The organism is Actinomadura sp. 9N407 (assembly GCF_044326315.1).
Lineage (GTDB): Bacteria > Actinomycetota > Actinomycetes > Streptosporangiales > Streptosporangiaceae > Spirillospora.
Genome location: NZ_JBIRAW010000027.1, coordinates 46,097 through 72,644 on the forward strand (window position 1 = coordinate 46,097; position 26,548 = coordinate 72,644).

The following is a 26,548-nucleotide window of genomic DNA, read 5'->3' on the forward strand; positions in this document are numbered from 1 at the left end:
GCTGCGTACCCCGGTAATGCCTGTACCCCGGTGAAGAGTTTCAGAGGGTGGCTTCGACGTCCTTGCGGATGACCTTGCCGGTGGCGTTGCGGGGGAGGGGCTCGGTGCTGATCTTCCAGCGGGACGGGACCTTGAAGTAGGCCAGCCGTTCCTTCGCGAAGTCGGCCAGCTCCTTCTCCCGGCCGGCCTGGTCGCCCGCGGCGCCGTCGGCGAAGACGACCACGGCCATGACCTCCTGGCCGAGGTCCTTGTGCGGGGTACCGAGCACGATGCACTCGCGGACGCCGGGGTACTCGGCCAGCACGTTCTCGATCTCGGCCGGGTAGACGTTCTCGCCGCCGCGCAGGATCAGGTCGGAGCGCCGGGTGGTCAGCCGCAGCCGGCCCTCCTCGATCACGCCGATGTCGCCGGTGTGCAGCCAGCGGCCGGCGTCGATGGAACGGCCGGTGGCGGCCTCGTCCCGCCAGTAGCCCAGCATGTTGAACGCGCTGCGCACGCAGACCTCGCCCTCCTCGCCCTCGGGCAGCGCGCGGTCGTCGGCGTCGCGGATCTCCACCGAGACGCCGACGATCGGGCGGCCCAGCGTGCCGGGCGCCTCGGCGAGGTCGGGCGGCGAGGCGGCGGTCACCGCGGTGCAGGTCTCGGTGAGCCCGTAGCTGTCGACCAGCGCGTCCCGGGCGGGCGGGAACGCCTTGCGCAGCTTGTCCTTGAACGCGGGCGACGACGGCGCCGACGCGAGCGCGAACGACCGCAGCGAGGACAGGTCGTACCCGGACAGGTCACCGTGCTCGATCAGCCGGTTCGCCATGGTCGGGACCGCGCCCCAGTTGGTGACCCGCTCGGCCTCGATCAGCCGCAGCACCTTGTCGACGTCGAAGCCGCCCTCGTGCAGGATCACAGCGCTGCCGGTGGCCAGCCGGGGGATCGCCAGGTTGTGCAGGCTCGCGATGTGGAACAGCGGCAGGACCAGCAGGTAGCGGCGGCTCGCCGGGTCGGTGGGGTCGCCGAACGCGCGCATCAGCGCGTCGTTCATCCGGTGGTACTCGATCACCGAGGTCAGGTTGCGGTGAGTGTGCACGGCGCCCTTGGGCCGGCCGGACGTGCCGCTCGTGTAGAGGATCACCGCGGGGTCGTCCTCGGCGGCCTCGGGGATGTCCAGGACGGCGTCCGGGTAGCGGCTGCGGGCGGCCTCGGCGATCTCCTCGATGCGGAGCAGCGTCATGCCGTCCCGCTCGGGGGCCGTGTCCGCCCATTCTGGGAGTAGGGCGGCGCGCTTGGCGTCGGCGATGAGGACCTTGGGCTCGGTGTGCCCGAGCGCGTACTCGACCTCGTGCCTGGTCCACCAGGCGTTGTAGCCCACGGCCACGGCGCCGGCGGCGATCGTGGCCCAGAACGCGAGGATCCAGCCCGGCGAGTTGGCGGCGTTGATCGCGACACGGTCGCCGGGGCGTACCCCGTACTCCTCGCGCAGCAGCGCGGCCAGCGACGCGACCAGCGCGGCGTGCTCGGCGAAGGTCAGCCGCTCCCGCGCGGTGACGATGTAGTCGGCGTCGCCGTACGCGGCGGACCTGGCCAGCACCTCACCGAGCCCGCGCGCCCTCCCGGCGAACACCGGGATCCGCGCGCCGAGGACGTCCTCCTCGCGCAGTTCGAACTCACCGCCGGGGCCCGTGAGCCCCCGCACGATGTCCATCGCCGTCATGGCCATGAGCCCTCCCGCTTCGCTTCTCTCGAACCCGCCGGTCGCGCCGTTCTCGCCGGCCGTGCCTGCCGCGGGTGCTTACCGACCGTGCTCGCCGACCGCGCTTACCGACCGTGCTCACCAAGCGTGCTCGCCGATCGTGCCCGGGCGCTCATTGTCGTTCCCGAATCCGGCTCTGATCAGGCTTTCCCGCTCAGTGAGACCGCCGCGGGCGGGGGGCGAACGTGCACCGCGTTCCCGGTGAGCGGGACTCAGCGTATTGGGTGTGTCAGGTCACATCACCATGGCCTCCACCGGGACACGAACACCCTGGACATTCACATCACCGGGAGAACCATGGGAAGCCTCGACGAAAAGGTCGCGATCGTGACCGGCGCTGGACAAGGCGTCGGTCAGGGCATCGCTTTGGCGCTCGCATCGGAGGGCGCGACCGTCGCGGTGCTCGGCCGTACGGTGGCCAAGCTGGACGCGACGTGCGAGCTGATCGCCGAGCGCGGCGGCAAGGCCGAGGCGTTCGGCTGCGACGTCGGCGACCTCGAGGCGATCCCCGGCCTGGTGGAGCAGATCGCCGGCCGGTTCGGCGGCATCGACATCCTGGTGAACAACGCGTACTCGGGGAAGTACGGCCCGCTGCTGTCGATGAGCGACGCCGACTTCCAGAAGGGGTTTCGCAGCGGCCCGTTCGCCGCGTTCGCCTTCATGAAGGCCTGCCACCCGCACATGAAGGCGCGCGGTGGCGGCAGCATCATCAACCTGGTCACCTCGGCCATGGTCCGCTGGGACCCCGCCACGTACGGGGCGTACGCCGCGGCCAAGCAGGCGCTGCGCTCGCTGACCCGTACCGCGGCGGGCGAATGGGGCCCCGACGGCATCCGCGCCAACTCGATCGCGCCGCATGCCCTCTCACCAGGGCTGAAGCGCTGGGCGGAGGCCGACCCCGAGGCGGCCGAGGAATTCCGCAGGACGATCCCGCTCGGCTACATCGGCGACTGCGAGCAGGACATCGGCCAGGCCGTGGTGTCGCTCGTCCAGCCGGGCCTGCGCTACCTGACCGGCGCCACCGTGCCGCTCGACGGCGGGCAGGCGTTCTTCGGCTGATCATCCGCGGGCCGGCGGCGGTACGTCCCCGGCCCCCTATGCCCCGCCACATCCCACTGCTCCCGCTCACCTCATTTCCACCCCCACCTCGCCGCCCCGGCGGCCGGTGAAAGGAGTACGACCGATGAAGGTCGACAAGATCGGGCGCCTGGCGGCAGGCGCCGTGGCTCTCGCGATGATCACGACCGCCTGCGCGAGCGAGCGCTCCGGCTCCGACGGCCTGCCGGCCGAGCAGGCCGGCGGCGACGCGGCCGCCGGCGCCAAGGCGTTCGGAACCATGCCGTCGCCGTGCGGCAAGGGCGACGCCAAGGGCGCCACCGACCAGGGGATCACCGACAAGGAGATCACCATCGGCTTCGGCGACGACCGCGGCTTCCCGCAGGCGCCGGGCCTGTCCAAGGAGATGGGCGACGCCGTCAAGGCGATGATCGACTGGTGTAACACGCAGGGCGGCATCAACGGCCGCAAGATCAAGGGCAACCAGTACGACGCCGCCTACACCCAGTCGGTCAAGGTCATGCAGGAGTCCTGCAAGCAGGACTTCATGATGGTCGGCCAGGGCTTCGCCATGGACGAGGCCGCCGAGCAGTACCGGGTCGGCTGCAAGCTGCCCACGGTCGCGGGCTTCAGCATCGGCCCGAACGCGGTGATGGGCCCGATGAAGTACGAGGCGCTCCCGTACCCGGTGGACCTGCTCAACGTCGGCGCGCTGCGGATCGCCCAGGACAAGTTCCCGGCGTTCAAGGACAAGACCGACCTGCTGCTGTCGACCTCGCCGGCGGTGAGCACCGGAAACAACAAGATCGCCGCGGCGATGAAGAAGATCGGGACCGAGCCGCTGAACTGCGGGGTCAAGCTGAACGACAAGGGCGAGAGCAGCTACATGCCGTTCGCCGAGAAGATCAAGGACTGCGGCGCCGAGGTGCTGTGGACCTCCGACTCGCCCGACCCCGGCCAGTTCAGCCTGCTGGAGTCGATCGAGCGGGCCGGCGTCAAGCCCACGTACCTGTTCGAGTCGACCTGGTACGGCAACGCGGTGGCCCAGTGGAACAAGGCCGGTACCGGGAACAACATCCACATCAGCATGATGTTCCAGCCGTTCGAGAACGCCGCCAAGGTCCCGGCGGTCAAGCAGTACCTGGACCTGGTCAACGCCCAGAAGGGCAAGACCGCGCTGCTCGGCATGCAGGCCACCTCCTCGTTCCTGCTCTGGGCGCAGTCGGCCCAGAAGTGCGGCTCCGACCTCACCCGGCAGTGCGTGATCAACGAGCTGTCCAAGGTGCACGAGTGGACCGGCGGCGGGCTGCACGCGCCGAGCGACCCGGGCCGTAACAAGCCGGCCTCCTGCTCGCTGATGGTCAAGCTCAACGGCACCAAGTACGAGCAGGTGCACCCCAAGAACATCGGCGAGTTCGAGTGCGGCGCCGACTTCGTGCTCGAGACCGACCCCAAGACCTGGGGCACCAAGCTCGACAAGGACCGGATCGCCACCACGTACCTGACCGACGACGTGATCCGGCCCAAGGCCTGACCCCCCACGGCGGCGACGTAAGGCGCGATCAATGGCAGTTCGACGATCAATGGCGGTCCGACGATCAATGGCGGTCCGAATGGCGATCTCCGTAGACCCGGCGGCGACCGATCCGGCCGCGATCCGGGTGGAGACCCGGGTGGAGACCCATGCGGATCCGACCGTGACCGATGACGGCGTTCCCGACCGCTGGAGGGCGGTGACCTGATGACGACGTTCCTGACCTACACGATCCTGGGGCTCGTCCTGGGCGCGGTGTACTCCATCGCGGCGTCCGGGCTCGTCCTGACCTACAACACCTCGGGCATCTTCAACTTCGCGCACGGCGCGCAGGCGATGTTCGGAACGTTCCTGTACTGGCAGTTCTCGCAGGGCTGGGGCTGGCCGACCTGGCTGTCGGTGCTCGTGGTGGTGGGCCTGGTCGGCCCGGCGATGGGCGCGGCGCTGCATGCCGTGATCATGAAGGGGCTGCGCGACACCGCCGATGTCACGAAGATCATCGTGACCGTGGCGGTGCTGCTCGGCGCGGTCTATCTGGCGCACTGGATCTGGAACCCGGACCAGACCCGCACCGTGGACATGTTCTTCGGCGCGGACGCCAAGCTGACCGTGGCCGGCGTCGTGATCCGCTACCACGAGATCGTCTGCCTCGTCGCCGCCGTGGCCATCGCCGTCGGGCTGCGGGTGCTGTTCACCCGCAGCCGGACGGGCGTGGTGATGCGCGGCTCCGTGGACGACCCCGACCTGCTGCGGCTGAACGGCCACGACCCCGAGCGGGCGGCCATGCTGTCGTGGGTGCTGGGCTCCACCCTCGCGGTGGTGGCCGGCGTCCTGGTCGTCCCGATCAGCGGCGGCGCGCTGGAGGCCAACGCGCTGACGCTGCTGGTGATCGACGCCTTCGCGGCGGCGATGTTCGGCCGGCTGCGCAGCATCCCGCGCACCTTCGTGGGCGCGATGGTGCTCGGCCTGGCCGCCACGTACGTGCTGGCCTACGTGCCCTCCGCGGGCACGCTGACCGGCAACCTGCGGGTCTCGCTACCCATGATCATCCTTTTCGTGGTGCTGGTCGTGCTGCCGCAGGACCGGCTGCGCGGGGCCGCGATCCGGACCCGCGAGCGCTACCGGGCCCCGACCGTACGGGCCGCGGCCGTCTGGGGCCTGGTCCTGGTCGGCGTGGTGTTCCTCTACAGCCTGCTGCTGGAGGACTCCGGCGTCACCACGTTCGCGCTGGGCATGACGTTCGCGATCATCGCCCTCTCGCTGACCGTACTGACCGGGTACGCCGGCGAGCTGAACCTGGCTCCGCTGTCGTTCGGGGCGGTGGCCACGATCGTGGCCTTCCACTTCGGCATGGAGGGCTCCGGGATGGCGGCGCGGCTCAACCTCCAGGGCATCGTGCTGGCGATCCTGGCGGCGGCCCTGGTCGGCGGGCTCGTGGCGCTTCCGGCGCTGCGATTGCGCGGCCTCTACCTGGCGCTGGCGACCATGGCGTTCGGCGTCTTCCTGTCGAACATGGTGCTGCGCGACACCACCGAGCACGAGTTGTTCGGGATGAAGTTCACGGTGTTCCCGGACGGCGCACTGGTCGTCCCGCCACCCAAGATCGGCCCGCTTGACCTGCGGGACGGGGACACGTTCCTGATGACGGCGACCGTGCTGTTCGCGCTGCTGGGCATCGCGCTGGCCGCGCTGCGCAGCAGCGGGTACGGGCGCCGGCTGGCGGCCATGAAGGACAGCCCGGCGGCCTCGGCGATGCTCGGCCAGAACCTGGTCAGGCTGAAGCTGAGCGTCTTCATGATCTCCGCGGCGATCGCCGGGCTGGGCGGCGTGCTGATGTCGGCCGCCACCGGCTCGGTCTCCCAGGAGAACTTCGTGATCATGGCCAGCCTGGGGCTGGTGATGATGACCGTGGTGGCCGGGATCGGCTACATCAGCGGTGCCCTGTTCGGCGGTCTGATGATCGGCGTCGGCGCGTCCGTCCTGGTGGGCACGTTCAGCGACCTGGCGCTGGAGCACGAGTCGATGGCGTCGATCTTCACCGCGCTCGGCCATCTGGTCCTGGTGGGCACCGCGCTCGTCGGGATGGGCGTCGGCAAGAACCCCAGCGGCTTCGTGCACGACATCATCGATTCGTACCGGGGACTGCGCGGGACCAGGCCCGTCCTGTACGGCGGCGCCGCGTTCGGCGTGCTGGTGTACGCGCTGGCGCTGGCCGGCGTGATCGGCGTCTGGACGTTCGCCGTCGTCGCGCTGTGCGTGATCATGCTGCTGCCCGTCATCGGGAAGATGCTCACCGAGGAGGGCCGCCGCCGGGAGACGCCGCTCGCGCTGCTGGGCGTGGACGAGCCGTACACCGACGAGCTGCGCGCCAAGCTCGACCGCGAGCTGCGCCTGCCCGTCGCCCACCGCCCCACCAGGGGCCGTCCGGGGAACCACGTCATCCCACCGATCCCCGCCGAGAAGGGAGAGGCCAGTGTCACCGCCTGAAACCCCCGTCCCCAGCAACCCCGAGCCCAGCACCCCCGAGCCCGGTACCCCCGTTCTGGGGATGCCCATCCTGGAAACACGGGGCATCGTGGTGAAGTTCGGCGGCAACACGGCCGTCAACGACGTCAGCCTCGGCATGGCCGAGGGGCAGATCACCGGCCTGATCGGCCCGAACGGCGCCGGCAAGACCACGCTGTTCAACACGATGACCGGCCTGCAGAAGCCCGACTCCGGGCGGGTGCTGCTGGACGGCACCGACATCACGAAGCTGTCCCCGTCCAAGCGCGCGCGGCGCGGCATGGCGCGTACGTTCCAGCGGCTGGAACTGTTCCTGTCGCTGTCGGTACGCGACAACGTCCGCGTGGCGGGCGACATCCTCAAGTCCAGCAGCGGCCTCAAGGGCAGGGCGCGCTTCGACCTGGACGAGGCCACCGACAAGGTGCTGGAACGGACCGGGCTGACCGACATCGCCGATCGCGACGTGTCGGACATCCCGATCGGCCGGGCCCGCGTCGTCGAGGTCGCCCGCGCGCTGATGACCTCGCCGCGCGTGCTGCTGCTGGACGAGCCCGCCTCCGGCCAGACCGACCGCGAGACCGAGGCGTTCGCGGAGATGCTCACCGGCCTGGCCGCCGAGGGCCTGGCGATCTGCCTGGTCGAGCACGACCTGCCGCTGGTGATGGGGCTCTGCGAGACGATCCACGTCCTGGACTACGGGGCACGGATCGCCTCCGGCACGCCCCGCGAGATCAAGGACTCGCCGGAGGTCATCGCCGCCTACATCGGTACGGAGGAGGCGGCATGACCGGGCGAAGCGAGGCCGACCGGGGGCTAGGGGCGGAGCCCCAGCCGGGGGGCGGAGCCCTCAGCATGGAACAAGAGCCGCTGCTGGAGCTGGCGGGGATCCGGGCCGGGTACGGCGCGATCGAGGTCCTGCACGGCGTGGACCTGGTGCTGCGGCCGGGCTCGCTGCTGGCCCTGCTCGGCCCCAACGGCGGCGGCAAGTCCACCACGATGAAGGTCTGCGCGGGGCTGCTCCCGGCCACCGGCGGGGAGCTGCGGTACGTGGGCCGCAAGATGAACGGCATCTCGGCGCAGGAGGCCGCCCGGCTGGGTGTGTGCTCCATCCCCGAAGGCCGGGGGATCTTCCCGAACCTGACCGTACGGGAGAACCTGTGGGCCGCCACGGGGACCGGCGCCCGGCTGCCCGACATGGAGGAGAAGGCGTACGCCCGCTTCCCCGTACTGGGCGAGCGGCGCGGCCAGCTCGCCGGCTCGATGTCCGGCGGCGAGCAGCAGATGCTGGCGCTGGCCCGCGCGCTCGGCACCGATCCGGCGGTGCTGCTGCTCGACGAGCTGTCCATGGGACTGGCGCCGATGATCGTGAGCCGGATGTACGAGACGGTCGCCGAACTCGTCGAGGGCGGCCTGTCGGTGCTGTGCGCCGAGCAGTTCGCCCGCGCGGTGCTGCCGATCGCCGACACCGCCGCGCTCATGCTGAACGGGAGGGTCGTGGCCGCCGGCAGCCCGGACGCGATCGAGGACCGGCTGTCCAGCGACTATCTAGGAGGTTGACGGGATGCTCACCGAGGAACGCCGCACGCAGTTCAAGGACGACGTGGCGGGTCAGAAGCTCAAGACCGACCAGGGCAGGTTCGACGGCGTGCAGCGCATCGTCGGCGTGCTGCTGATGGTGGTCGGCGTGGTCGGCGCGTTCATCGCGTACAACAACTCGCTCGCGCAGGACGACCTGCGCAACGTCGGCTCGTTCCAGGCGCTGGCGACGGCGTTCGCCGCCCTCACCGTCGTGGGCGCCGCGCTCTACCTGGCGTCGGCGCTGAGCCGGGTGCTGCGGCTGTGGCTGCTGCGCCAGCTCGTCGAGTCCCAGGACCGGACCGACCAGATCACCGCGGCACTGGAGAACCGGAAGGCCTAGGCCGGCCGTTCTCGACGAGGGCTTCAGCGCCCCGAGTTCAGGGCCCCGAGTTCCAGGGCCTGGGTTTCAGCGCCCGAATTTCACTGTACGAAACTCCCAATCAGCGGGATGGCCGGAACGCCCGGTCATCCCGCTGTTTTAGCGTCAGGACCGCCGCCCAGCAGTAGCGTTCGCGCGGCGGCGACAGGGCCGAAGACCGAGAGCAGACACCAGAGGGAGCAGGGGAAGCAGGAGTGCGAAACGAGACGATCGCGGATCTGCTGCTGGAACGGCTCGGCGACGGCCGTCCCGGACTGCGCGACCGTGAGCGGACCTGGACGTGGGACGAGGTCGTCCGGGAGAGCGCGGCACGGGCGTCGCTGGCCCGTGAGCTGCGGCAGGACGGGCCGTTCCACATCGGGGTGCTGCTGGACAACGTGCCGGAGTACATCCTGTGGCTGGGCGCGGCGGCGCTGAGCGGCGCGACCATCGTCGGGATCAACTCCACCCGGCGCGGCTCGTACCTGGAGCAGGAGGTCAGGCACACCGACCTGCAGCTCCTGATCACGGACGAGGCCGGGGCCAAGCTGCTGGACGGACTGGACATCGGCGTTCCGCGCGACCGGTTCCTGCTGATCGACGACGCGGCGTACCCCGCCCAGGTGGCGCGGCACGCCTTCCCCGCCGAGCAGTCCCCGGGCCGGGATGCGGAGATCACGCCGGAGACGCAACTGCTCCTGCTCTTCACCTCCGGTACGACCGGGGCGTCCAAGGCGGCCCGCTGCTCGCAGGGCCGGCTCGCCGAGCTGGGCCGGGTCAACAGCGCCAAGTACGGCCACGTGCGCGAGGACATCGCCTACTGCCCGATGCCGCTGTTCCACGGGAACGCGCTGATGGCGCTGTGGGCTCCGATGCTGGCGGTGGGCGCGTGTGTCGTGCTGGCGCCCAAGTTCTCCGCGTCCGGGTTCATGGACGACGTCCGCTTCTACGGCGCGACGTTCTTCACCTACGTCGGCAAGGCCATCGCCTACGTCCTGGCGCAGCCGGAACGGCCCGACGACGGCGACAACACGCTGACGCACGCGTTCGGGACCGAGGCCGCGCCCGGCGACAAGGTCGAGTTCCTGCGCCGGTTCGGGTGCCCGCTCCAGGAGGGGTACGGCTCCAGCGAGGGCGCCGGCATGATCAAGCTGGTGCCCGACACCCCGCCGAGCGCGTTCGGGCGGCCCGCCCATGACGGGGTACGGATCGTTCACCCCGAGTCCCGGGAGACCTGCGCCCGCGCCGTCCTGGACGAGCACGGCCGGATCGCCAACCCCGAGGACGCGGTCGGCGAGATCGTCGACGTCGACGGCGCCGCCCGGTTCGAGGGCTACTACAAGAACCCCGAGGCAGACGCCGAGCGCGTCCGGCACGGGTGGTACTGGACCGGCGACCTCGGCTATCTCGACGAGGCCGGGTTCCTCTACTTCGCGGGACGGTCCGGCGACTGGATCCGGGTCGACTCCGAGAACATCTCCGCGCTGCTCACCCAGGACGTCCTGCGCCGCCACCCCAAGGTCCTGGACGCCGCCGCGTTCGGCGTACCGGACCCCAGGTCGGGCGACCAGGTGATGGCCGCCATGGAGATCCCCGAGGACGTCGCGTTCGACGAGCTCGGCCTGCCGGCCTTCCTCGCGGGCCAGGAGGACCTGGGCACCAAGGGCGCTCCCCGCTACGTCCGGGTGTCGCACGGACTGCCCACCACCGGCTCCGGCAAGCTCAGCAAGAAGCAGTTGCAGCTGAACGGCTGGCGTACCGAGGACCCCGTGTACCGCTGGGTAGGCCGGGGCGCCCCCGAGTACACGCTGATGACCGAGGACGACAAGGCGGCGCTGCGCGAGGAGTTCGCCACCAACGGCCGCCTGCGGTTCTTGCCATGAGCGCGCCTGCCATGACTGTGCTTGCCGTGAACGAGGGTCTCAGTCAGCACGGGCCGCGGTGGCCCATGCCTGATTCCCACGCCTCCCCGCTGGAAAAGAGAGAGGGCCTCCATGGATTTGCGTGAGTCCGCCGCGCACCGCGATCTGCGCGCGGAGCTGCGGGCCTATTTCGCGGGCCTGCTGCCTCCGGACGTCCGACGCCGCGTCGGTGAGCAGGGCGTGGGCGGTGACCGGTTCCGCGAGGTCGTCAAGATGCTCGGCGACGACGGCTGGCTCGGCTACGGCTGGCCGGTCGAGTTCGGCGGGCAGGGCCGTTCGATGGCCGACCAGTACGTGTTCTTCGACGAGGTGCAGCGGGCGGGCCTGCCGTTCCCGTTCGTCACCGTCAACACGGTCGGCCCGACGCTGATGAAGTACGGGACCGAGGAGCAGAAGCAGCGGTTCCTGCCGGGCATGCTGGCCGGCGACATCGTCTTCGCGATCGGCTACACCGAGCCCGCCGCCGGCACCGACCTGGCCTCGCTGCGGACCCGCGCGGTCCGGGACGGCGACCACTACGTCATCGACGGCAGCAAGATCTTCACCAGCGGCGCCAACACCGCCGACCACATCTGGCTGGCCTGCCGCACCGATCCGGACGCGCCCAAGCACAAGGGCATCTCGATCATCACGGTGCCGACCGACGCGCCGGGCTTCTCCTGGAGCCCGATCCCGACGGTCGGCGGGATGATCGTCACCTCCACGTACTACAGCGGCGTCCGGGTCCCCGCGGCCAACGTCATCGGCGACGTCGACGGCGGCTGGGGGCTGATCACCACCCAGCTGAACCACGAGCGGATCGGGCTGGCCGCGCTCGGCGGCCGGATGATCCGGCTGTGGGAGGACGTCGCGGCCTGGGCCCGCGAGAACGGCGTCATCGACCTGCCGTGGGTCCGGCAGGACCTGGCCCGTACCCACGCCAAGCTCGAGGCGATGCGGCTGCTGAACTGGCAGATGACCGCCGCCGTCGAGGCCGGGAACCTGTCCGGCGCGCAGGCGGGCGCCACCAAGACCTACGGCACCGAGACCCACATCGAGGTGCAGCGCGCTCTGACCGGCATCCTCGGCGCGGCCGGGCGGATCCGTCCCGAGTCGCCGGGCGCGGTGCTGTACGGGCAGATCGAGCAGCTGTCCCGGCAGGGCATCGTCAACACCTTCGGCGGCGGAGTCAACGAGGTGCTGCGCGACATGGTCGCCACCCAGGGCCTGGGCATGCCGCGATCGAGGCGCTCATGAGCACCCCCGAAGCCACCGCGGCGAGCATGGCCGGTTGGAACGAGGGTTCTGGAGCCGGTGACTACGAGAGCAGGCTGAAGGCCTTCGAGGGCCGCGAGCTCGTCGCGCCGCGTCCCGGCCAGGACCCGGTGAACGTGCCGATGATCCGGCACTGGGTCGAGGCGATGGACGACGGCAACCCCGTCTACCTGGACGACGAGGCGGCGCGGGCCACCGGCCGTGACGGCGTCGTGGCGCCCGCCTCGATGGTCCAGGCCTGGACCATGCGCGGGTACGCGGCGTCCGTCCGCCCCCAGGCCCCGCAGCCAGAGCCGAGCCAGCCGGGCCAGGCAGGGCAGTCGGGCCAGGCAGTGCAGTCGGGCCAGCCAGGGCAGGGCACGGGCGGCGGCGGGTTCGACGAGCTGGTCGCGCTGCTGGACGAGGGCGGCTACACCTCGGTCGTGGCCACGGACTCCGAGCTGGAGTTCCACCGGGAGCTCGTCCCGGGGGACCACATCAGCGTCCAGGAGGTCGTGGAGTCGATCTCCCCGGAGAAGAAGACCGGGCTGGGCACCGGGCGCTTCGTCACCACGGTGAAGACGTACCGCGACCAGGACGGCGAGATCGTCGCCACCCAGCACTGGCGCACGCTGCGCTTCCGTCCCAAGGAGGAGCCGAAGCCCAAGGCGCTGCGGCCGCGGCCGGCGATCAACCAGGACAACGCGTTCTGGTTCGAGGCGGCGCGCGAGCACCGCCTGGTGATCCAGCGCTGCACGGCGTGCGAGACGCCGCGGCACCCGCCGGGCCCCGCCTGCCCGCACTGCGGATCGTTCGAGTGGTACGCCGCCGAGTCCGGCGGCCACGGCCACGTCTACACGTACGTGGTCAACCACCATCCCCGCCATCCGGCCTTCGACTTCCCGCATGTCGTCGCGGTGGTCGAGCTGGCCGAAGGCACCCGCCTCATCACCAACCTGACCGGCATCAGGCCCGAGGAGGTCGAGATCGGCATGCCCGTCGTCCTGGACTGGCTGGACGCCGACCCCGAACTGTCCCTTCCGGTGTTCCGGCCGGCGACCCCGCAAGAGGAGCGCTGATGGACTTCACCCTTGGCGAGGAGCTGGAGGCGGTCCGCGACCTGGCCCGGCAGATCTTCACCGACCACACCGCCGCGACGCGGCTGCGCGAGGTGGAGCAGAGCCCGGACCGGGTCGACGAGACCCTGTGGCGCGACCTGGCCTCGGCCGGGCTGCTCGGCGTGGCGCTGCCGGAGGAGGCGGGCGGCTCGGGCCTCGGCGTCCCCGCGCTCGGCGTCCTGCTGGAGGAGCAGGGCCGCCATGTCGCGCCCGTACCGCTCTGGCCGACGCTCGTCGGCGCGCTGGCGCTGACCTCGTACGGTACGCCGCAGCAGCGCGAGGCCCTGCTGCCCGCGCTCGTGGACGGCTCGTCCCGGATCACCGTGGCGCTGGAGGAGTTCGGCCTGCAGGACCCGGATGAGCCCCACTGTGTTGCCAGACCAGACAGCGTTGCCAGACCAGAGAGCGTTGCCAGACCAGAGAGCGTTGCCAGACCAGAGAGCGTTGCCAGAGCAGAGAGCGTGGCCAAGCCTGACGGCGACGGCTGGCGGCTGACCGGCACCAAGGCCGCCGTCCCGACCCCGGCGGGGGCCGCGTACGTCCTGGTCTCCGCAAGCACCGAGTCTTCGACCACGGAATCCTCGGCCGCCGGAGCCGGCCGTCGGCTCTTCCTGGTGGAGGCCGGCGCCGAGGGCGTGAGCTGGGAGCGTACGGAGACCACCAGCCGCGACATGGCCGGCAACCTCACGCTCGAGAACGCGCCCGCCCAGGCGCTGCCCGGGGACGGAGCGCTCGCCGGAACGCTCGACCTGGCCCGGATGGCCCTGTCCGCCGTCCAGATCGGCGTGGCCGACGGAGCGTTGCAGCTGTCGGCCTCCTACCTGCGCGAGCGCGAGCAGTTCGGCCGCCCGCTGGGCTCGTTCCAGGCCGTCCTGCACCAGCTGGCCGACTGCTACATCGAGATCGAGGCCCTGAAGGTCTGCGTGTGGCGGGCGATCTCGTCCGTCGAGGCGGACGGATCGGCCGACTCCTCGGCCGTACTGGTCGCCAAGTGGTGGTCCGGCGAGGGCGGGCTGAACGTCGTCCACCGCGCCCAGCACCTGCACGGCGGCATCGGCGTGGACGTCGACTACCCGGTGCACCGCTTCTTCCTGTGGGGCAAGCAGATCTCCGGCACGCTCGGCGGCGCCTCGTCCGACCTCACCCGGCTGGGCGACCGGCTCGCGGAAGGGAAGGCCGCGTCATGACCCGCCCGGCCACCGCCCCCGCGGCCGTGTCTCCGGCCGCAGCCCCCGCGACCACGGTCGCCCCGACGCTCGCGTACGAGGACGTGAAGGTGGGGCAGGAGCTGCCCGAACTGAGCATCCCGCTGACCCGTACCCTCATCGTGGCCACGGCCCTGGCGAGCCGCGACTTCCAGGACGTCCACCACGATCCCGCGCTGGCCGGCGAGCGCGGCTCCAAGGACGTCTTCATGAACATCCTGACCACCAACGGGCTGGTCGACCGGTACGTCACCGGCTGGGCCGGGCCCGCCGCCGTGATCAAGAAGATCAAGATCCGGCTCGGCGCGCCCAACTACCCCGGCGACACGATGGTGCTGACCGGGACCGTCACCGCCACGGACGACGCCGGCCGCCGGGTCGAGATCGCGGTACGCGGCGTCAACGCGCTCGGCCCGCACGTGACCGGAACCGTGACCGTGCTCCTTCCGAGTGCACGGCATCCGCAAGAGGGGGAACTGTGAGCGGCGTGCTCCCAGGCGCCGCGGCGATCGCCGGCATCGGCGCCACCGAGTTCTCCAAGGAGTCCGGCCGCAGCGAGCTGCGGCTGGCCTGCGAGGCGGTCCTGGCCGCCATCACCGACGCCGGCCTCGAGCCGTCCGACGTGGACGGCATGGTGACGTTCACCGCCGACAGCAGCTCCGAGATCCACATCGCCCGCAACCTGGGCATCGGCGAGCTGAAGTTCTTCTCCCGGATCGGGCACGGCGGCGGCGCCGCCTGCGGCACCGTCCAGCAGGCCGCGATGGCCGTCGCCACCGGCATCGCCGACGTGGTCGTCTGCTACCGGGCGTTCAACGAGCGCTCGGGCACCCGGTACGGGCTCGGCCAGGCGGACCGGCCGATGGACGTCAGCGCCGACCGCGCCGCGTACTCCTGGATGACCCCGTACGGGCTGTCCACGCCCGCGCAGTGGGTGGGGATGTTCGCCCAGCGGTACCTGCACGAGTACAAGGCGACCACCGAGGACTTCGGACGGGTCGCCGTCGTGGACCGCAAGCACGCCGCGACCAACCCCGCCGCCTGGTTCTACCAGCGGCCGATCACGCTGGAAGAGCACCAGGCGTCCCGCTGGATCGCCGAGCCGCTGCGGCTGCTGGACTGCTGCCAGGAGAGCGACGGCGGCCAGGCCATCGTCGTGGTCTCCGCCGAGCGGGCCCGCGACCTGCCGCACCCGCCCGCGGTGATCTGGGGCGCGGCGCAGGGATCCGGCAACGACCAGCACATGATGACCAGCTACTACCGGTCGGAGATCAGCGGCATCCCCGAGATGGGGCTGGTCGGCAAGCAGTTGTACGCGCAGAGCGGCCTCACCCCGGCCGACATCGGCGCGGCCATCCTGTACGACCACTTCACCCCGCTGGTCCTTCCGCAGCTGGAAGAGCTGGGCTTCTGCGCCCGCGGCGAGGCGAAGGACTTCATCGCCGACGGGCATCTGGAGATCGGCGGGCGGCTGCCGTTCAACACCCACGGCGGCCAGCTCGGCGAGGCGTACATCCACGGCATGAACGGCGTCGCCGAGGGTGTCCGGCTGGTCCGCGGTACCTCGGTCAACCAGCCCGGCCAGATCGGGAGCGTGCTGGTCACCGCCGGTACGGGCGTGCCCACCAGCGGCCTCGTCCTGGGAGTCGACCGATGACCGACGCGAGCACGGGAACTCAGGCGAACACGGGGACTCAAGCGAACACGGGGGCCGAGGCGAGCATGGGGAACGCGGAGAGCGCGGGGGACTGGCGGGGCCGGGAGCTCGGCAGCCGGGCCGCCGGCTACGAGGACCGCGACGCGATCCTGTACGCGCTGGCGGTCGGGGCCAAGGCGGCCGACCTGGACCTGGTCTTCGAGGAGCGGCTGCGGGTCCTGCCCACCTTCGCCCTCACCCTGGCCCAGTGGGCCCCCGACGCCCTCGGCTCGGCGGGCGCGTTCGACATCACCACCGCCGTACACGGGTCCCAACGGCTGCGCGTGCGCAAGCCGCTGCCGATCGCGGGCGAGCTGGAGCTGTCGGCGAAGGTGTCGGAGGTCTGGGACAAGGGCCGTGCGGCGGTCTTCGAGGTCGCGGTCGAGTGCGAGTACTTCGAGGCCGTCTGGTCGCTGTTCGCCCCTGGCAGCGGCGGCTTCGGCGGTGACCGGGGCCCGTCGTCGCAGAAGCGTCCCGAGCGCGCGCCCGACCACTCGTTCACCGTGGAGACCTCGCCCGACCAGGCGGCCCTGTACCGGCTGCTGGGCGACCGCCACCACATGCACATCGATCCGGACGCCGCCAAGGCCGCCGGGATGCCCCGCCCGTTCATGCACGGGCTGTGCACACTGGCCGCGATCACGCTGCCGCTGGCGCGGGAGCTGGGCGCGCACCCGGCCGACCTGGTGGAGCTGGACGGCCGGTTCGCCTCCCCAGTCTTCCCGGGCGACCGGCTTGCCGTCACCGCATGGAACGACACGTCGTCGGGAGAAGGTGCGGATTCAGGAGAAGGCGCGGTCCTGTTCGAGGCCGCCACCGGAGACACCACGGTGATCTCCGGCGGCCGCGCTCGCTTCGCAGGCTGATCGGTACGGCCTGGCCGGCCGGGCTTGTGTCACGCACGGCCTGACCGGCCGGGCCTGTGTCACGCGGGGCCTGATCAGTCGCGGGTGACCATGTAGCGGGCCGGGATCTCGCCGCCTCCGTGGACGGCGAGGTCCGCGCCCGTCACGTACGACGACAGGTCGCCGGCCAGGAAGAGGCAGGCGTTCGCCACGTCCTGCGGGTCGGCCATCCGGTCCATCGGGATCAGGCCGGCGATCGTCGCGCCGCCGTCCTCCCCGTAGTTGTGGGCGGCGGCCTCGGTCAGGACCAGCCCGGTGGTGATGTGGTTGATCCGCACCTTGGGCGACCACTCCAGCGCCAGCGCCTTCGTGAATGCCAGCAGGCCTGCCTTGGCCGCGGTGTACGCGGCGGTGCCGGGCTGCGGGTCGACGGCCGAGACGCTGCCGATGTTGATGATCGACCCGCCCTCCGGCTGGGCCTGCATGATCTTGTTGGCGGGCTGCGCCACGTAGAACGGCGCCAGCAGGTTCAGCTGGACGATCCGCTCCACGAAGCGCGGCGAGACCGTCGCGGCGTCCGCGTCGGGCGAGCCGCCGGCGTTGTTGACCAGGACGTCCAGCCGGCCGCCCATCAGCTCCGCCGCCCCGTTCACCAGCTCGACCGCGGCGTTCGCGTCCCGGATGTCGGCGGACAGGAAACGCGCCGTACGGCCGTCCGCGCTCGGCGGCTTCTCCGGCTCGTTGCGGCCGCACACCACCACGTCGGCGCCGGCCCGCAGGAACGTCTCGGCGATCACCGCCCCGATGCCCTTGGTACCGCCGGTGACCAGCACCGCCCGTCCACTGAGGTCCACCACCGTGCTCAATTCTTCCCCTTCGATGACCGCGCAGGCCCGTACGGACACAGGCCTGTATGAATCACGGGCCCATGCGAACCACAGGCTCGCGCTAACCACAGGCCAGGCAATGTACGAACCACAACGCCGTACAGGATTACAGGTGGGCGGAGACCAGGGCTTGTTTCAGGTGCCTTGGCCACCGCGCAGATCGCGAAGCACAGGTTAGGACGGTACGCGCCGTTCCAGGCCTCGGGTACCGGTGACCGGGACGGGTCTTCCGGATGGCGGCGCGGGGGGCCACCATGGGGTGCCATGAGCGAGCAGGAGCTGACGATCCCGCGGGTGCTGGCCCGCGCCGCCGACGCCCGTCCGGACGCGGAGGCCGTCGTGGACGGCGACGTCCGGGTGACGTACGCGCAGCTGCGCGAGCGCGTGCGCGAGGTGGTCGCGGCGTTCACCGCCGCGGGGGTCGGGCCAGGTGACCGCATCGCGATCTGGGCGCCCAACGGCCTGGCGTGGATCGTGACCGCGATCGGCGCGGTGAGCGCCGGTGCGGCGCTGGTCCCGCTCAACACGCGCTACAAGGGCGAGGAGGCCCGCCGGCCGCTCACCAAGGCGCAGGCCAAGATCCTGTTCGTGGCGGACGGCTTCCTCGGCATCGACTATCCCGGGATGCTCGGGCTGGACGCCGGTACGGGCGCCGTCCCGGATCTGCCCGACCTCCAGGCCATCGTCACGTTCAACGGCGATGAGCGTCCTGGCGTGACGTCCTGGAAGAACTTCGTCGGCGCGGGCGCCGGTGTCTCGCGGGACGACACGGACGCCCGGATGGACGCCGTGGCCCCGGGCGACATCGCCGACATCCTGTTCACCTCGGGCAGTACGGGAGTCCCCAAGGGCGTCCTGTGCACGCACGAGCAGAACATCCGTACGTTCCTCGCCTGGGCCGGACGCACCGGGCTCGCCCAGGACGACCGGTACCTGATCGTCAATCCGATGTTCCACAGCTTCGGCTACAAGGCCGGCGTGCTGGCCTGCCTGCTGAAGGGCGCCACGATGGTGCTGCAGGACGTGTTCCAGGCCGACGAGACGCTGCGGCTGATCGAGGCCGAGAAGATCAACGTGCTGCCCGGCCCGCCGACGATCTACACCACGCTGCTGGAGGCCCCGAGCCGTACCGAGCGCGATCTGTCCTCGCTGCGGCTGGCGGTGACCGGCGCGGCCGACGTACCGATCGCGCTGGTCCGGCGGATGCGCGCGGAGCTGTTCCCGCAGGTCGTCACCGCGTACGGGCTGACCGAGGCGTCCGGCACGGTCACCGTCTGCGCCGTGGACGACGATGACGAGGTCATCTCCGGTACGTCCGGCCACGCCATCGACGACGTGGAGGTCGTGGTCGTGGACGGCAAGGGCGAGCCCGTCCCGGCGGGCACCGACGGCGAGATCCACGTACGCGGCTACAACGTGATGCGCGGCTACCTGGACGACCCGGCGGCCACCGCGGAGGCGCTCCGCGACGGCTGGCTGGTCACCGGCGACCGGGGCCGCCTGGACGAGCACGGCAACCTGACCATCACGGGCCGTACCAAGGAGATGTACGTCGTCGGCGGGTTCAACGTGTACCCGGCCGAGATCGAGGACGTCCTCGCCCGGCACGACGCCGTCGTGGAATCGGGCGTGACCGGGGTTCCGGACGAGCGGATGGGCGAGGTCGGCCGCGCGTACGTCCGCGTCCGCGCCGGCCGGCAGGTCACCGCCGACGAGCTGGTCGCCCACTGCCGGGAACGGCTGGCCAACTTCAAGGTCCCCCGGGAGATCGTCTTCGTGGACGACCTCCCGAAGAGCGCCGCAGGCAAGATCCGCCGAGCCGACCTGAAGAACCTCGCCTAAACGGTCGACGCCCGAACGATCGACGCCCGAACGGTTGACTCGTGGCGTGTTCGCCCTTGCAGAGGCCTGCAGGGGCGAACTCGCCACGAGTCAACGGAGTCCGGGGGCTAGGGCCTGTCTCACAGTGGCCTCAGCCACCGCGCGAGCGCGCTATCTGGCCGGTGAGGCAAAGCCGAAGGCGAGCCTCACCGGGCAGATCGCGAAGCGATGCCGCGCTCGCCCAAGAACCGGTCACGGTGCGAGCCGCTAGGCGAGCACCGTGGGCCGGGTCTTTAGAAACACCGCCTAGAGCGCGGCGATGACTCGGGCGCGGTGGTCGGCGGGGGAGCCCCACGCCGAGTGCAGCACCCGGGCCTTGCGGATCCACAGGGACGGGTCGTACTCGTCGGTGTAGCCGATCGCGCCGTGGACCTGCAGCGCGACCTTCGCGGTGGCGTACGAGGCGGCCGACGCCGCGACCTTGGCGGCCGACACGTCCCGGCGGAACTCGGGCGTCCCGTACGCGAGGGCGGCGCCGAACAGCAGCGGCCGGGCGAACTCCAGCTCCACCATCGCGCCCGCGAGATGGTGCTTGATCGCCTGGAACTCGCCGATCGGCCGGCCGAACTGCTTGCGCGTCTTGGCGTACTCGACCGAGACGTCCAGCAGCGCGCGGCCGAGGCCGGCCTGCTGGGCGGCGCACATCAGCACGCCGAGGTCGTACGCCGCGTCGATCGCCGCGCGAGCGTCGTCCCCGTCCGCCAGCGTCTTGCCCGGGGCCACCCGGAACAGCCGGCGTGCGGGGTCGAGCGAGTCGCAGACCGGCCGCTCGTCCGCGGCGGCCTCCTGTACGCCGCCGCCGCTCGCGATCAGCACCAGGTCGGCGGCGTCGCCGTCCAGCGCGTACGGGACGGACGGCGGCAGCGCGAGCGAGACCAGGGCCTCACCCTCGGCGATCTTGGGCAGCCAGCCGGCGGCAGCCGCGCCCCCGGCCCGTCCGAGCAGTTCGGCGGCGGCGAGCGTCTCCACGATCGGCCCGGGAACGGCGTGCCGCCCGAGCACCTCCATCGCGGTGACCAGCTCCACCGGCAGCGGACCGGCCCCGCCGTGCTCCTCCGGTACGGCCAGCGCGAACACCCCGGCCTCGGCGATCGACGACCACAGCGCCCGCCCGGGTGCCGTTTCGCCGCCGCCCCAGACGCGTACCGCCTCGGCGGTACCGGCCTCGGCCAGCAGCTTGTGCAGGGTCTCGCCGAACATCCGCTGCTCGGCGTCCAGAACGAACTTCACCGCGATCCCCTCGGCAGGCCGAGCAGCCGCTCGGCGATCACATTGAGCTGGATCTCGTTGGTGCCCGCGTAGATCGGGCCGGCCAGCGAGAAGACGTACCCCTCGAGCCAGGACGAGTCCAGTTCCCCGTCCGGGCCGAGCAGGTCCAGCGCGGTCTCGTGCAGCGACACGTCCAGCTCCGACCAGAACACCTTGTTGAGGCTGGCCTCGGCGCCGATGTCGTCGGTACGGGAGATGGTCTCGAAGCCCTTGAGCCGGTACGCGCGGGACTTGATCCAGGCGTCGGCGACCCGGTCGCGCAGGGCCGTGTCGGACGATTCTGTGTTGGAGAGAGCGGCGCGTTCGCGCCACAGGTCCACGAGCCGTTCGGTCGCCGCCGTGAAGCGGCCCGGGCTGCGCAACGTGAGGCCGCGCTCGTTGCCCGCCGTGGCCATCGCGACCCGCCAGCCCTGGCCGGCCTCGCCGATCACGTCGATGTCCGGGACGAACACGTCGTCCAGGAACAGCTCGGCGAACGCGGGCTTGCCGTCCAGCCGCCCGATCGGGCGTACGGTCACGCCGTCGGCGTTCAGCGGGAACATCAGGTACGTCAGGCCCTTGTGCCGTTCCGACGCCGGGTCCGAACGGAAGAGGCCGAAGCCGCGGTCGGCGAACGCCGCCCGGGAGCTCCAGGTCTTCTGGCCGTTCAGCAGCCAGCCGCCGTCGGTACGGGTCGCGGTCGCGCGCAGCGCCGCCAGGTCGCTGCCCGCGCCCGGCTCCGACCACGCCTGCGCCCAGATGACCTCACCGGCCGCCATCGGCGGCAGGATGCGTTCGAGCTGCTCGGGAGTGCCGTGCTCGAGCAGCGTCGGGGCCAGCAGGTTGATGCCGTTCTGGCTGACCCGCCCGGGGGCCTCGGCGGCGTAGTACTCCTCCTCGAAGACCAGCCACTGCAGCGGGGACGCGCCGCGCCCGCCGTACTGCTCCGGCCACGACACCACCGAAAGCCGGGCCTCGCCCAGCGCCCGCTCCCAGTCCCGGTGCGCCGCGAAGCCCTCTTCGGTCTCCAGCGACGGCAGCGGCTCGGCGGGCACATGCTCGCGCAGCCACGCCCGTACCTCGGCGCGCAGCTCCTGCTCCGCCGCCCCGAACTCAAGATCCATCATCTGCCGCCTTCTCGTGTGCCGCTTTCCCGGTATCGCTTTTCCCAGGTGCCGCTGTTCTCGGTGCTGCCGTCTCCGTGCTGGCTTTACCCGTGGGCTTCTCGGTACCGGCCTTCTCCGTGCTGGCCGTCTCCGTGCTGGACTTCGCTGTGCTGGTTTTCTCGGTGCTGGTTTTCTTGGTCATGGCCTTCTCGGCCGCGGCCTTCATCGACTTGGGGCCGAGCCCGGCCAGCGCGTCGGCGCCCACCTCGGCGTTGTGGGCGTGCGCGACATGATGCAGTCCGAACACCGAGTCCATGCCCGCGTGCATGCCCTGCAGATCCTCGGCCTGGTTGACGGCCTTCTTGGTGAGTGCGAGGCCGAGGCGGGGCATCGCGGCGATCCGTTCGGCCATGGCCAGGGTCTCCGCCTCCAGCGACTCGCGCGGAACGACCCGGTTGACCCACCCCAGCTCGTACGCGCGGGAGGCGGCCATCCGGTCCCCGGTGTAGAGGAACTCCTTGGCGATGCGCGGCGGCATCACCCACGGGTGCGCGAAGTACTCGACGCCCGGGATGCCCATCCGTACGACCGGATCGGCGAAGAACGCGTCCTCGGACGCCACGATCAGGTCGCAGACCCAGGCGAGCATCAGCCCGCCCGCGATGCACGCGCCCTGGACCGAGGCCACCATCGGCTTGGGGATCTCCCGCCAGCGGCGGCACATCCCGAGGTAGACCTCCGACTCGCGCGCGAACCGGCTCTCGGCGCCCGTCTTGCCGACGTGGTCCCACCACAGCCCGGCCTTGCGGGGGAAGGTGCGGTCGGCGTCTCGTTCGGGAGTCCCGATGTCGTGCCCGGCGGAGAAGTGCTCGCCCGCCCCGGCGAGCACGATCACCTTGACCTCGTCGTCCTCGGCGGCCTGGTAGAACGCCTCGTCGAGGGCATAGGTCATCGCGGAGTTCTGCGCGTTGCGGTAGTCGGGCCGGTTCATCGTGACCACCGCGACGGGTCCCCGCCGCTCGTAGCGGACGACCATGCGATCTCCCTTCTTTCTAACAACTGTTTGGTAGAGTAACCGAGCCGGCCCGATGCCGGACCGATCGGGTCCCGCCCACCGGACCCCGACCGCCCACCGGACTTGAACGTCCACTGGACTTGAACGCCTACCGGGTGCCAAGCCCCACCGGACACCCGCGCCCACGGAACACCACAGCCCCTCCGGACCCTGGACCCATCGGACACCGCGGCCCCACCAGGCCCCACCAGGCTTCACCGCCTCTCGGGCGTGACCGTCCCGCCGGGCGCCGGCGCATCGCGGGCCGTCCGACATCGGCCCGCTTTCCCGGCCAGTGGGATTGGATGCGGCGGCTCGGGCGGAGGCTCCGTAGCGTCGTGGGCATGCTGACCGAGGAACGGCGCCGAGAAGCCGCCGACCGTCTGTGGGCCGCGGAGCTGGAGCGGCGGCCGATCTCCCCGCTCATCGAGAGCTACCCGGGCATCGACGTCGTCGACGCGTACGAGATCCAGCTGCTCAACATCCGGCGCAGGCTGGCCGCGGGCGGCGCGGTCAAGGGCCACAAGGTCGGGCTGTCGTCCAAGGCCATGCAGCAGATGATGGGCGTGGACGAACCCGACTACGGCCACCTGCTCGCCGACATGGAGCTGAGCGAGGACGAGCCGGTGCTCGCGAGCGCCTACTGCCGGCCCCGGGTCGAAGTCGAGGTCGGCTTCGTGCTGGGCGCCGACCTGCCGGGCGAGGAGTGCACCGAGGCCGATGTCCTGGCCGCCACCGAACGGGTCGTACCGTCGCTGGAACTGATCGACAGCCGGATCGCCGACTGGCGGATCAAGCTGGCGGACACGATCGCCGACAACGCGTCGTCGGCCGGGTTCGTGATCGGCGCGGGCGTCCCGCCCGCCGGACTCGATCTCACCGCGATCGACGCCACGCTCTACCGCGGCGGCGAGACCGTGGTCTCCGGCCGATCCGACGCGGTCCTGGGCGACCCCGTCATCGCCGTCGCCTGGCTGGCCCGCAAGGTCGCCTCGTTCGGTGTCCGGCTGCGCGCCGGGAACGTGGTGCTGCCGGGCTCGTGCACCCGCGCGATCGACGTGGCGGCCGGGGAGACCTACACCGCCGAGTTCACCGGCCTCGGCTCGGTCTCTCTGTCGTTCAAGTAGCACCGTCGTTCAAGTAGCACTGTCGATCGAGTAGCGCTGCGCTGTCGTTCAAGTAGCACCCGTGCTTCAAGTGGCGCTGCCTTAGAGCAAGCTCCTGACCTCAAGTGAATCCCTGGGAGTGACCATGGCGGTGACCGCCGCGATCGTCGGGCCGGGCAACATCGGCACCGACCTGCTGTACAAGCTGATGCGCAGCGAACGCATCGAACCCCGCTACATGGTGGGCGTGGACCCCGAGAGCGAGGGCCTCGCCCGTGCCGCCGGGCTCGGCCTGGAGGTCAGCCACGAGGGCATCGACTGGCTGCTGTCGCGTCCCGAGAAGCCGGACCTCGTGTTCGAGGCCACCTCGGCGTACGTGCACCGCGCCGCCGCGCCCCGCTACCGCGAGGCAGGCATCCGGGCGATCGACCTGACCCCGGCCGCCGTCGGCCCCGCCGTGGTGCCGCCCGCCAACCTGCGCGAGCACCTGGACGCCGACAACGTCAACCTCATCACCTGCGGCGGCCAGGCCACGATCCCGATGGTGTACGCGGTCTCGCGGGTCGTCCCGGTCCAGTACGCCGAGATCGTCGCGTCCGTCGCCTCGGACTCCGCCGGACCCGGTACGCGTGCCAACATCGACGAGTTCACCCGTACCACCGCCAAGGGCATCGAGACCATCGGCGGGGCCACGCGCGGCAAGGCCATCATCATCCTGAACCCGGCCGACCCGCCCGTGATCATGAAGGACACGGTGTTCTGCTCCATTCCGGAGGACGCCGACCAGGACAAGATCCTGCAGTCGATCAAGGACGTGACCGCCGACGTCGCCGGCTACGTGCCCGGCTACCGGCTGCGCGCCGAGCCGCAGTTCGAGGAGGCCTCCGCCGTCAACGGCGGGATGGCCAGGGTCGCCATCTTCCTGGAGGTCGAGGGAGCGGGCGACTTCCTGCCCCCGTACTCCGGGAACCTCGACATCATGACCGCCGCCGCCACCAGGGTCGGCGAAGTCCTCGCCGAGCGGATCGAGCAGGGGGAAAGCTGACATGACCGACATTCAGAAGCCGTACGCCGAGAAGCCGTACTCCGACACGCTCGACATCCGCGTCACCGACTCCTCGCTCCGCGACGGCTCGCACGCCAAGCGCCACCAGTTCACGCTGGACCACGTCACCTCCGTCGTGGCCGCGCTGGACGATGCCGGGGTCCCGGTCATCGAGGTCACCCACGGCGACGGCCTGGGCGGCTCCTCGTTCACCTACGGGTTCTCGCACACCGACGAGCAGGAGCTGATCAAGGCCGCGGTCAAGACCGCCACCCGGGCCAAGATCGCGTTCCTGATGCTGCCCGGCGTCGGGGTCAAGGACGACATCCGCGAGGCCGCCGACAACGGCGCGTCCGTCTGCCGGATCGCCACCCACTGCACCGAGGCCGACGTCTCGATCCAGCACTTCGGCCTGGCCCGCGAGCTGGGCCTGGAGACCGTGGGCTTCCTGATGATGTCCCACTCCCAGCCGCCCGAGGCCCTCGCCAAGCAGGCCCGGATCATGGCCGACGCCGGCTGCCAGTGCGTGTACGTCGTCGACTCGGCCGGCGCGCTGATCCTGGAGGACACCTCCGACCGCATCTCCGCCCTGGTCACCGAACTGGGCGACGACGCGCAGGTCGGCTTCCACGGCCACGAGAACCTCGGCCTCGGCATCGCCAACAGCATCGCCGCCGTCCGCGCGGGCGCCCTCCAGATCGACGGCTCCGTCCGTCGCCTGGGCGCCGGCGCGGGCAACACCCCGGTCGAGGCGTTCGTCGCGGTCTGCGACAAGCTCGGCATCCGTACCGGCGTGGACGTCTTCAAGATCGTCGATGCCGCCGAGGACGTGGTCCGCCCGGTGATGGACACCGAGTGCCTGCTCGGCCGGATGGAGATCATGATGGGGTACGCCGGGGTCTACTCCAGCTTCCTCAAGCACGCCGCCCGCCACGCCGAGCGCTACGGCGTCTCCGGAGCGGAGATCCTCGTCCGCGCCGGCGAGCGCAAGCTCATCGGCGGCCAGGAGGACCAGCTCATCGACATCGCCCTGGAACTCGCCGCCGGCAAGTAACCCGCCACAGGCGGGTGACTCGCTTCAGGCGAGAGACTCGCTGACCGTCCGGTACGACCCGTCCTCCCAGAGGGCGGGTCGTACCGGCGTTATGGGCCCAAGTCGTCACCATGGGGGCAGCGCGATTATTCGCGTAGGCCGTACGTTCACCGATGCAGGGGCGTTCTTCAGCACGGTGTTCTTCAGCAGGACGTTCTTCAGCCAGGGCTGTACCGGTCGTCCTTGATACGGCTGGCCAGGACCTTCCAGCCCGCGGCGGGAAGGAGCAGCACGGGACCGTCCGGATCCTTCGAGTCCCGTACCCCCACCCCAACAACGAACCCGGCCACCTCGACGCAGTCGCCGCCCTCTGCTCCACTGTGGCTGCTCTTGCGTC

At 70.9% G+C, this 26,548-nt stretch carries 23 protein-coding genes and 1 pseudogene; 18 read left to right on the plus strand and 6 right to left on the minus strand.

The annotated features are described in order from the left end of the window. Positions 1–40: 40 nt before the first annotated feature. Positions 41–1,708 (minus strand): class I adenylate-forming enzyme family protein, encoded by a 1,668-nt coding sequence (locus ACH34Q_RS33375; RefSeq protein WP_395987113.1) that lies wholly within the window; start codon positions 1,706–1,708, stop codon positions 41–43. A gap of 330 nt (positions 1,709–2,038) precedes the next feature. Between ACH34Q_RS33375 and ACH34Q_RS33380 the strand changes: the two genes are divergently transcribed. The 14 genes from ACH34Q_RS33380 to ACH34Q_RS33445 all read left to right on the plus strand — a co-directional run bounded on the left by ACH34Q_RS33380 (position 2,039) and on the right by ACH34Q_RS33445 (position 16,812). Next, positions 2,039–2,800, plus strand: a complete 762-nt coding sequence (locus ACH34Q_RS33380; protein WP_395987114.1) for an SDR family NAD(P)-dependent oxidoreductase — start codon at positions 2,039–2,041, stop codon at positions 2,798–2,800. Between the two features lie 124 nt (positions 2,801–2,924). Continuing rightward, complete coding sequence (locus ACH34Q_RS33385; RefSeq protein ID WP_395987115.1) at positions 2,925–4,331, plus strand: ABC transporter substrate-binding protein; 1,407 nt, start codon at positions 2,925–2,927, stop codon at positions 4,329–4,331. A 79-nt stretch (positions 4,332–4,410) separates the two neighbouring features. After that, positions 4,411–4,539, plus strand: a complete 129-nt coding sequence (locus ACH34Q_RS33390) for a hypothetical protein (RefSeq protein WP_395987116.1) — start codon at positions 4,411–4,413, stop codon at positions 4,537–4,539. After that, a complete protein-coding gene (locus ACH34Q_RS33395; protein WP_395987117.1) occupies positions 4,539–6,818 on the plus strand; it encodes an ABC transporter permease in 2,280 nt (759 codons plus the stop codon). The genes ACH34Q_RS33390 and ACH34Q_RS33395 overlap by 1 nt, the downstream gene beginning before the upstream one ends. After that, the gene (locus ACH34Q_RS33400) at positions 6,805–7,623 is read left to right on the plus strand and encodes an ABC transporter ATP-binding protein (protein ID WP_395987118.1); all 819 of its coding nucleotides are present in this window, start codon (positions 6,805–6,807) and stop codon (positions 7,621–7,623) included. Before ACH34Q_RS33395 ends, ACH34Q_RS33400 begins: the two co-directional genes overlap by 14 nt. Beyond that, entirely contained in the window at positions 7,620–8,393 is a 774-nt protein-coding gene (locus tag ACH34Q_RS33405) for an ABC transporter ATP-binding protein (protein WP_395987119.1), read from the plus strand. The genes ACH34Q_RS33400 and ACH34Q_RS33405 overlap by 4 nt, the downstream gene beginning before the upstream one ends. A gap of 4 nt (positions 8,394–8,397) precedes the next feature. After that, positions 8,398–8,754, plus strand: a complete 357-nt coding sequence (locus ACH34Q_RS33410) for a hypothetical protein (RefSeq protein WP_395987120.1) — start codon at positions 8,398–8,400, stop codon at positions 8,752–8,754. Between the two features lie 233 nt (positions 8,755–8,987). Then, a complete protein-coding gene (locus ACH34Q_RS33415) occupies positions 8,988–10,655 on the plus strand; it encodes an AMP-binding protein (protein ID WP_395987121.1) in 1,668 nt (555 codons plus the stop codon). A gap of 111 nt (positions 10,656–10,766) precedes the next feature. Further along, entirely contained in the window at positions 10,767–11,930 is a 1,164-nt protein-coding gene (locus tag ACH34Q_RS33420; RefSeq protein ID WP_395987122.1) for an acyl-CoA dehydrogenase family protein, read from the plus strand. After that, complete coding sequence (locus ACH34Q_RS33425; protein WP_395987123.1) at positions 11,927–13,006, plus strand: bifunctional MaoC family dehydratase N-terminal/OB-fold nucleic acid binding domain-containing protein; 1,080 nt, start codon at positions 11,927–11,929, stop codon at positions 13,004–13,006. The genes ACH34Q_RS33420 and ACH34Q_RS33425 overlap by 4 nt, the downstream gene beginning before the upstream one ends. Further along, positions 13,006–14,232 carry an acyl-CoA dehydrogenase family protein gene (locus ACH34Q_RS33430; protein WP_395987124.1) on the plus strand — a complete coding sequence of 409 codons (1,227 nt, stop codon included), beginning with the start codon at positions 13,006–13,008 and terminating at the stop codon, positions 14,230–14,232. Before ACH34Q_RS33425 ends, ACH34Q_RS33430 begins: the two co-directional genes overlap by 1 nt. Beyond that, positions 14,229–14,732, plus strand: coding sequence for a MaoC family dehydratase (locus tag ACH34Q_RS33435; RefSeq protein ID WP_395987125.1), 504 nt, complete (start codon positions 14,229–14,231; stop codon positions 14,730–14,732). The genes ACH34Q_RS33430 and ACH34Q_RS33435 overlap by 4 nt, the downstream gene beginning before the upstream one ends. Continuing rightward, positions 14,729–15,907, plus strand: a complete 1,179-nt coding sequence (locus tag ACH34Q_RS33440; RefSeq protein WP_395987126.1) for a lipid-transfer protein — start codon at positions 14,729–14,731, stop codon at positions 15,905–15,907. Before ACH34Q_RS33435 ends, ACH34Q_RS33440 begins: the two co-directional genes overlap by 4 nt. Positions 15,908–15,972: 65 nt before the next feature. Further along, a complete protein-coding gene (locus ACH34Q_RS33445; protein WP_395987127.1) occupies positions 15,973–16,812 on the plus strand; it encodes a MaoC/PaaZ C-terminal domain-containing protein in 840 nt (279 codons plus the stop codon). 74 nt (positions 16,813–16,886) lie between these two features. On the opposite strand, the gene ACH34Q_RS33450 is transcribed toward ACH34Q_RS33445, so the two are convergent. Next, positions 16,887–17,648, minus strand: coding sequence for an SDR family oxidoreductase (locus ACH34Q_RS33450; protein ID WP_395987197.1), 762 nt, complete (start codon positions 17,646–17,648; stop codon positions 16,887–16,889). Positions 17,649–17,942: 294 nt separating this feature from the next. On the opposite strand from ACH34Q_RS33450, the gene ACH34Q_RS33455 reads away from it, so the two are divergent. Beyond that, positions 17,943–19,520: a FadD3 family acyl-CoA ligase gene (locus ACH34Q_RS33455; protein WP_395987128.1), complete on the plus strand. Its 1,578-nt coding sequence runs from the start codon at positions 17,943–17,945 to the stop codon at positions 19,518–19,520. A gap of 285 nt (positions 19,521–19,805) precedes the next feature. Here ACH34Q_RS33455 and ACH34Q_RS33460 read toward each other — a convergent pair whose 3' ends face one another. Genes ACH34Q_RS33460 through ACH34Q_RS33470 form a run of 3 tightly spaced genes read right to left on the minus strand, consistent with a single transcriptional unit; the run spans position 19,806 to position 22,949 of the window. Beyond that, entirely contained in the window at positions 19,806–20,789 is a 984-nt protein-coding gene (locus tag ACH34Q_RS33460; protein WP_395987129.1) for an acyl-CoA dehydrogenase family protein, read from the minus strand. After that, a complete protein-coding gene (locus ACH34Q_RS33465) occupies positions 20,786–21,931 on the minus strand; it encodes an acyl-CoA dehydrogenase family protein (protein ID WP_395987198.1) in 1,146 nt (381 codons plus the stop codon). Before ACH34Q_RS33465 ends, ACH34Q_RS33460 begins: the two co-directional genes overlap by 4 nt. Next, on the minus strand, positions 21,921–22,949 hold the full coding sequence (locus tag ACH34Q_RS33470) for an enoyl-CoA hydratase (protein ID WP_395987130.1): 1,029 nt from the start codon (positions 22,947–22,949) through the stop codon (positions 21,921–21,923). The genes ACH34Q_RS33465 and ACH34Q_RS33470 overlap by 11 nt, the downstream gene beginning before the upstream one ends. 362 nt (positions 22,950–23,311) lie before the next feature. Here ACH34Q_RS33470 and ACH34Q_RS33475 point away from each other — a divergent pair, with 362 nt between their 5' ends. The 3 genes from ACH34Q_RS33475 to dmpG all read left to right on the plus strand — a co-directional run bounded on the left by ACH34Q_RS33475 (position 23,312) and on the right by dmpG (position 26,172). Then, positions 23,312–24,094 (plus strand): 2-keto-4-pentenoate hydratase, encoded by a 783-nt coding sequence (locus tag ACH34Q_RS33475; protein ID WP_395987131.1) that lies wholly within the window; start codon positions 23,312–23,314, stop codon positions 24,092–24,094. Between the two features lie 118 nt (positions 24,095–24,212). Then, on the plus strand, positions 24,213–25,118 hold the full coding sequence (locus ACH34Q_RS33480) for an acetaldehyde dehydrogenase (acetylating) (RefSeq protein WP_395987132.1): 906 nt from the start codon (positions 24,213–24,215) through the stop codon (positions 25,116–25,118). A gap of 1 nt (position 25,119) precedes the next feature. Then, positions 25,120–26,172: a 4-hydroxy-2-oxovalerate aldolase gene (gene dmpG, locus ACH34Q_RS33485; RefSeq protein ID WP_395987133.1), complete on the plus strand. Its 1,053-nt coding sequence runs from the start codon at positions 25,120–25,122 to the stop codon at positions 26,170–26,172. Positions 26,173–26,369: 197 nt separating this feature from the next. Here dmpG and ACH34Q_RS33490 read toward each other — a convergent pair. Further along, a pseudogene (locus tag ACH34Q_RS33490) lies at positions 26,370–26,534 on the minus strand (DUF397 domain-containing protein); the annotation flags it as partial. Positions 26,535–26,548 lie beyond the last annotated feature (14 nt).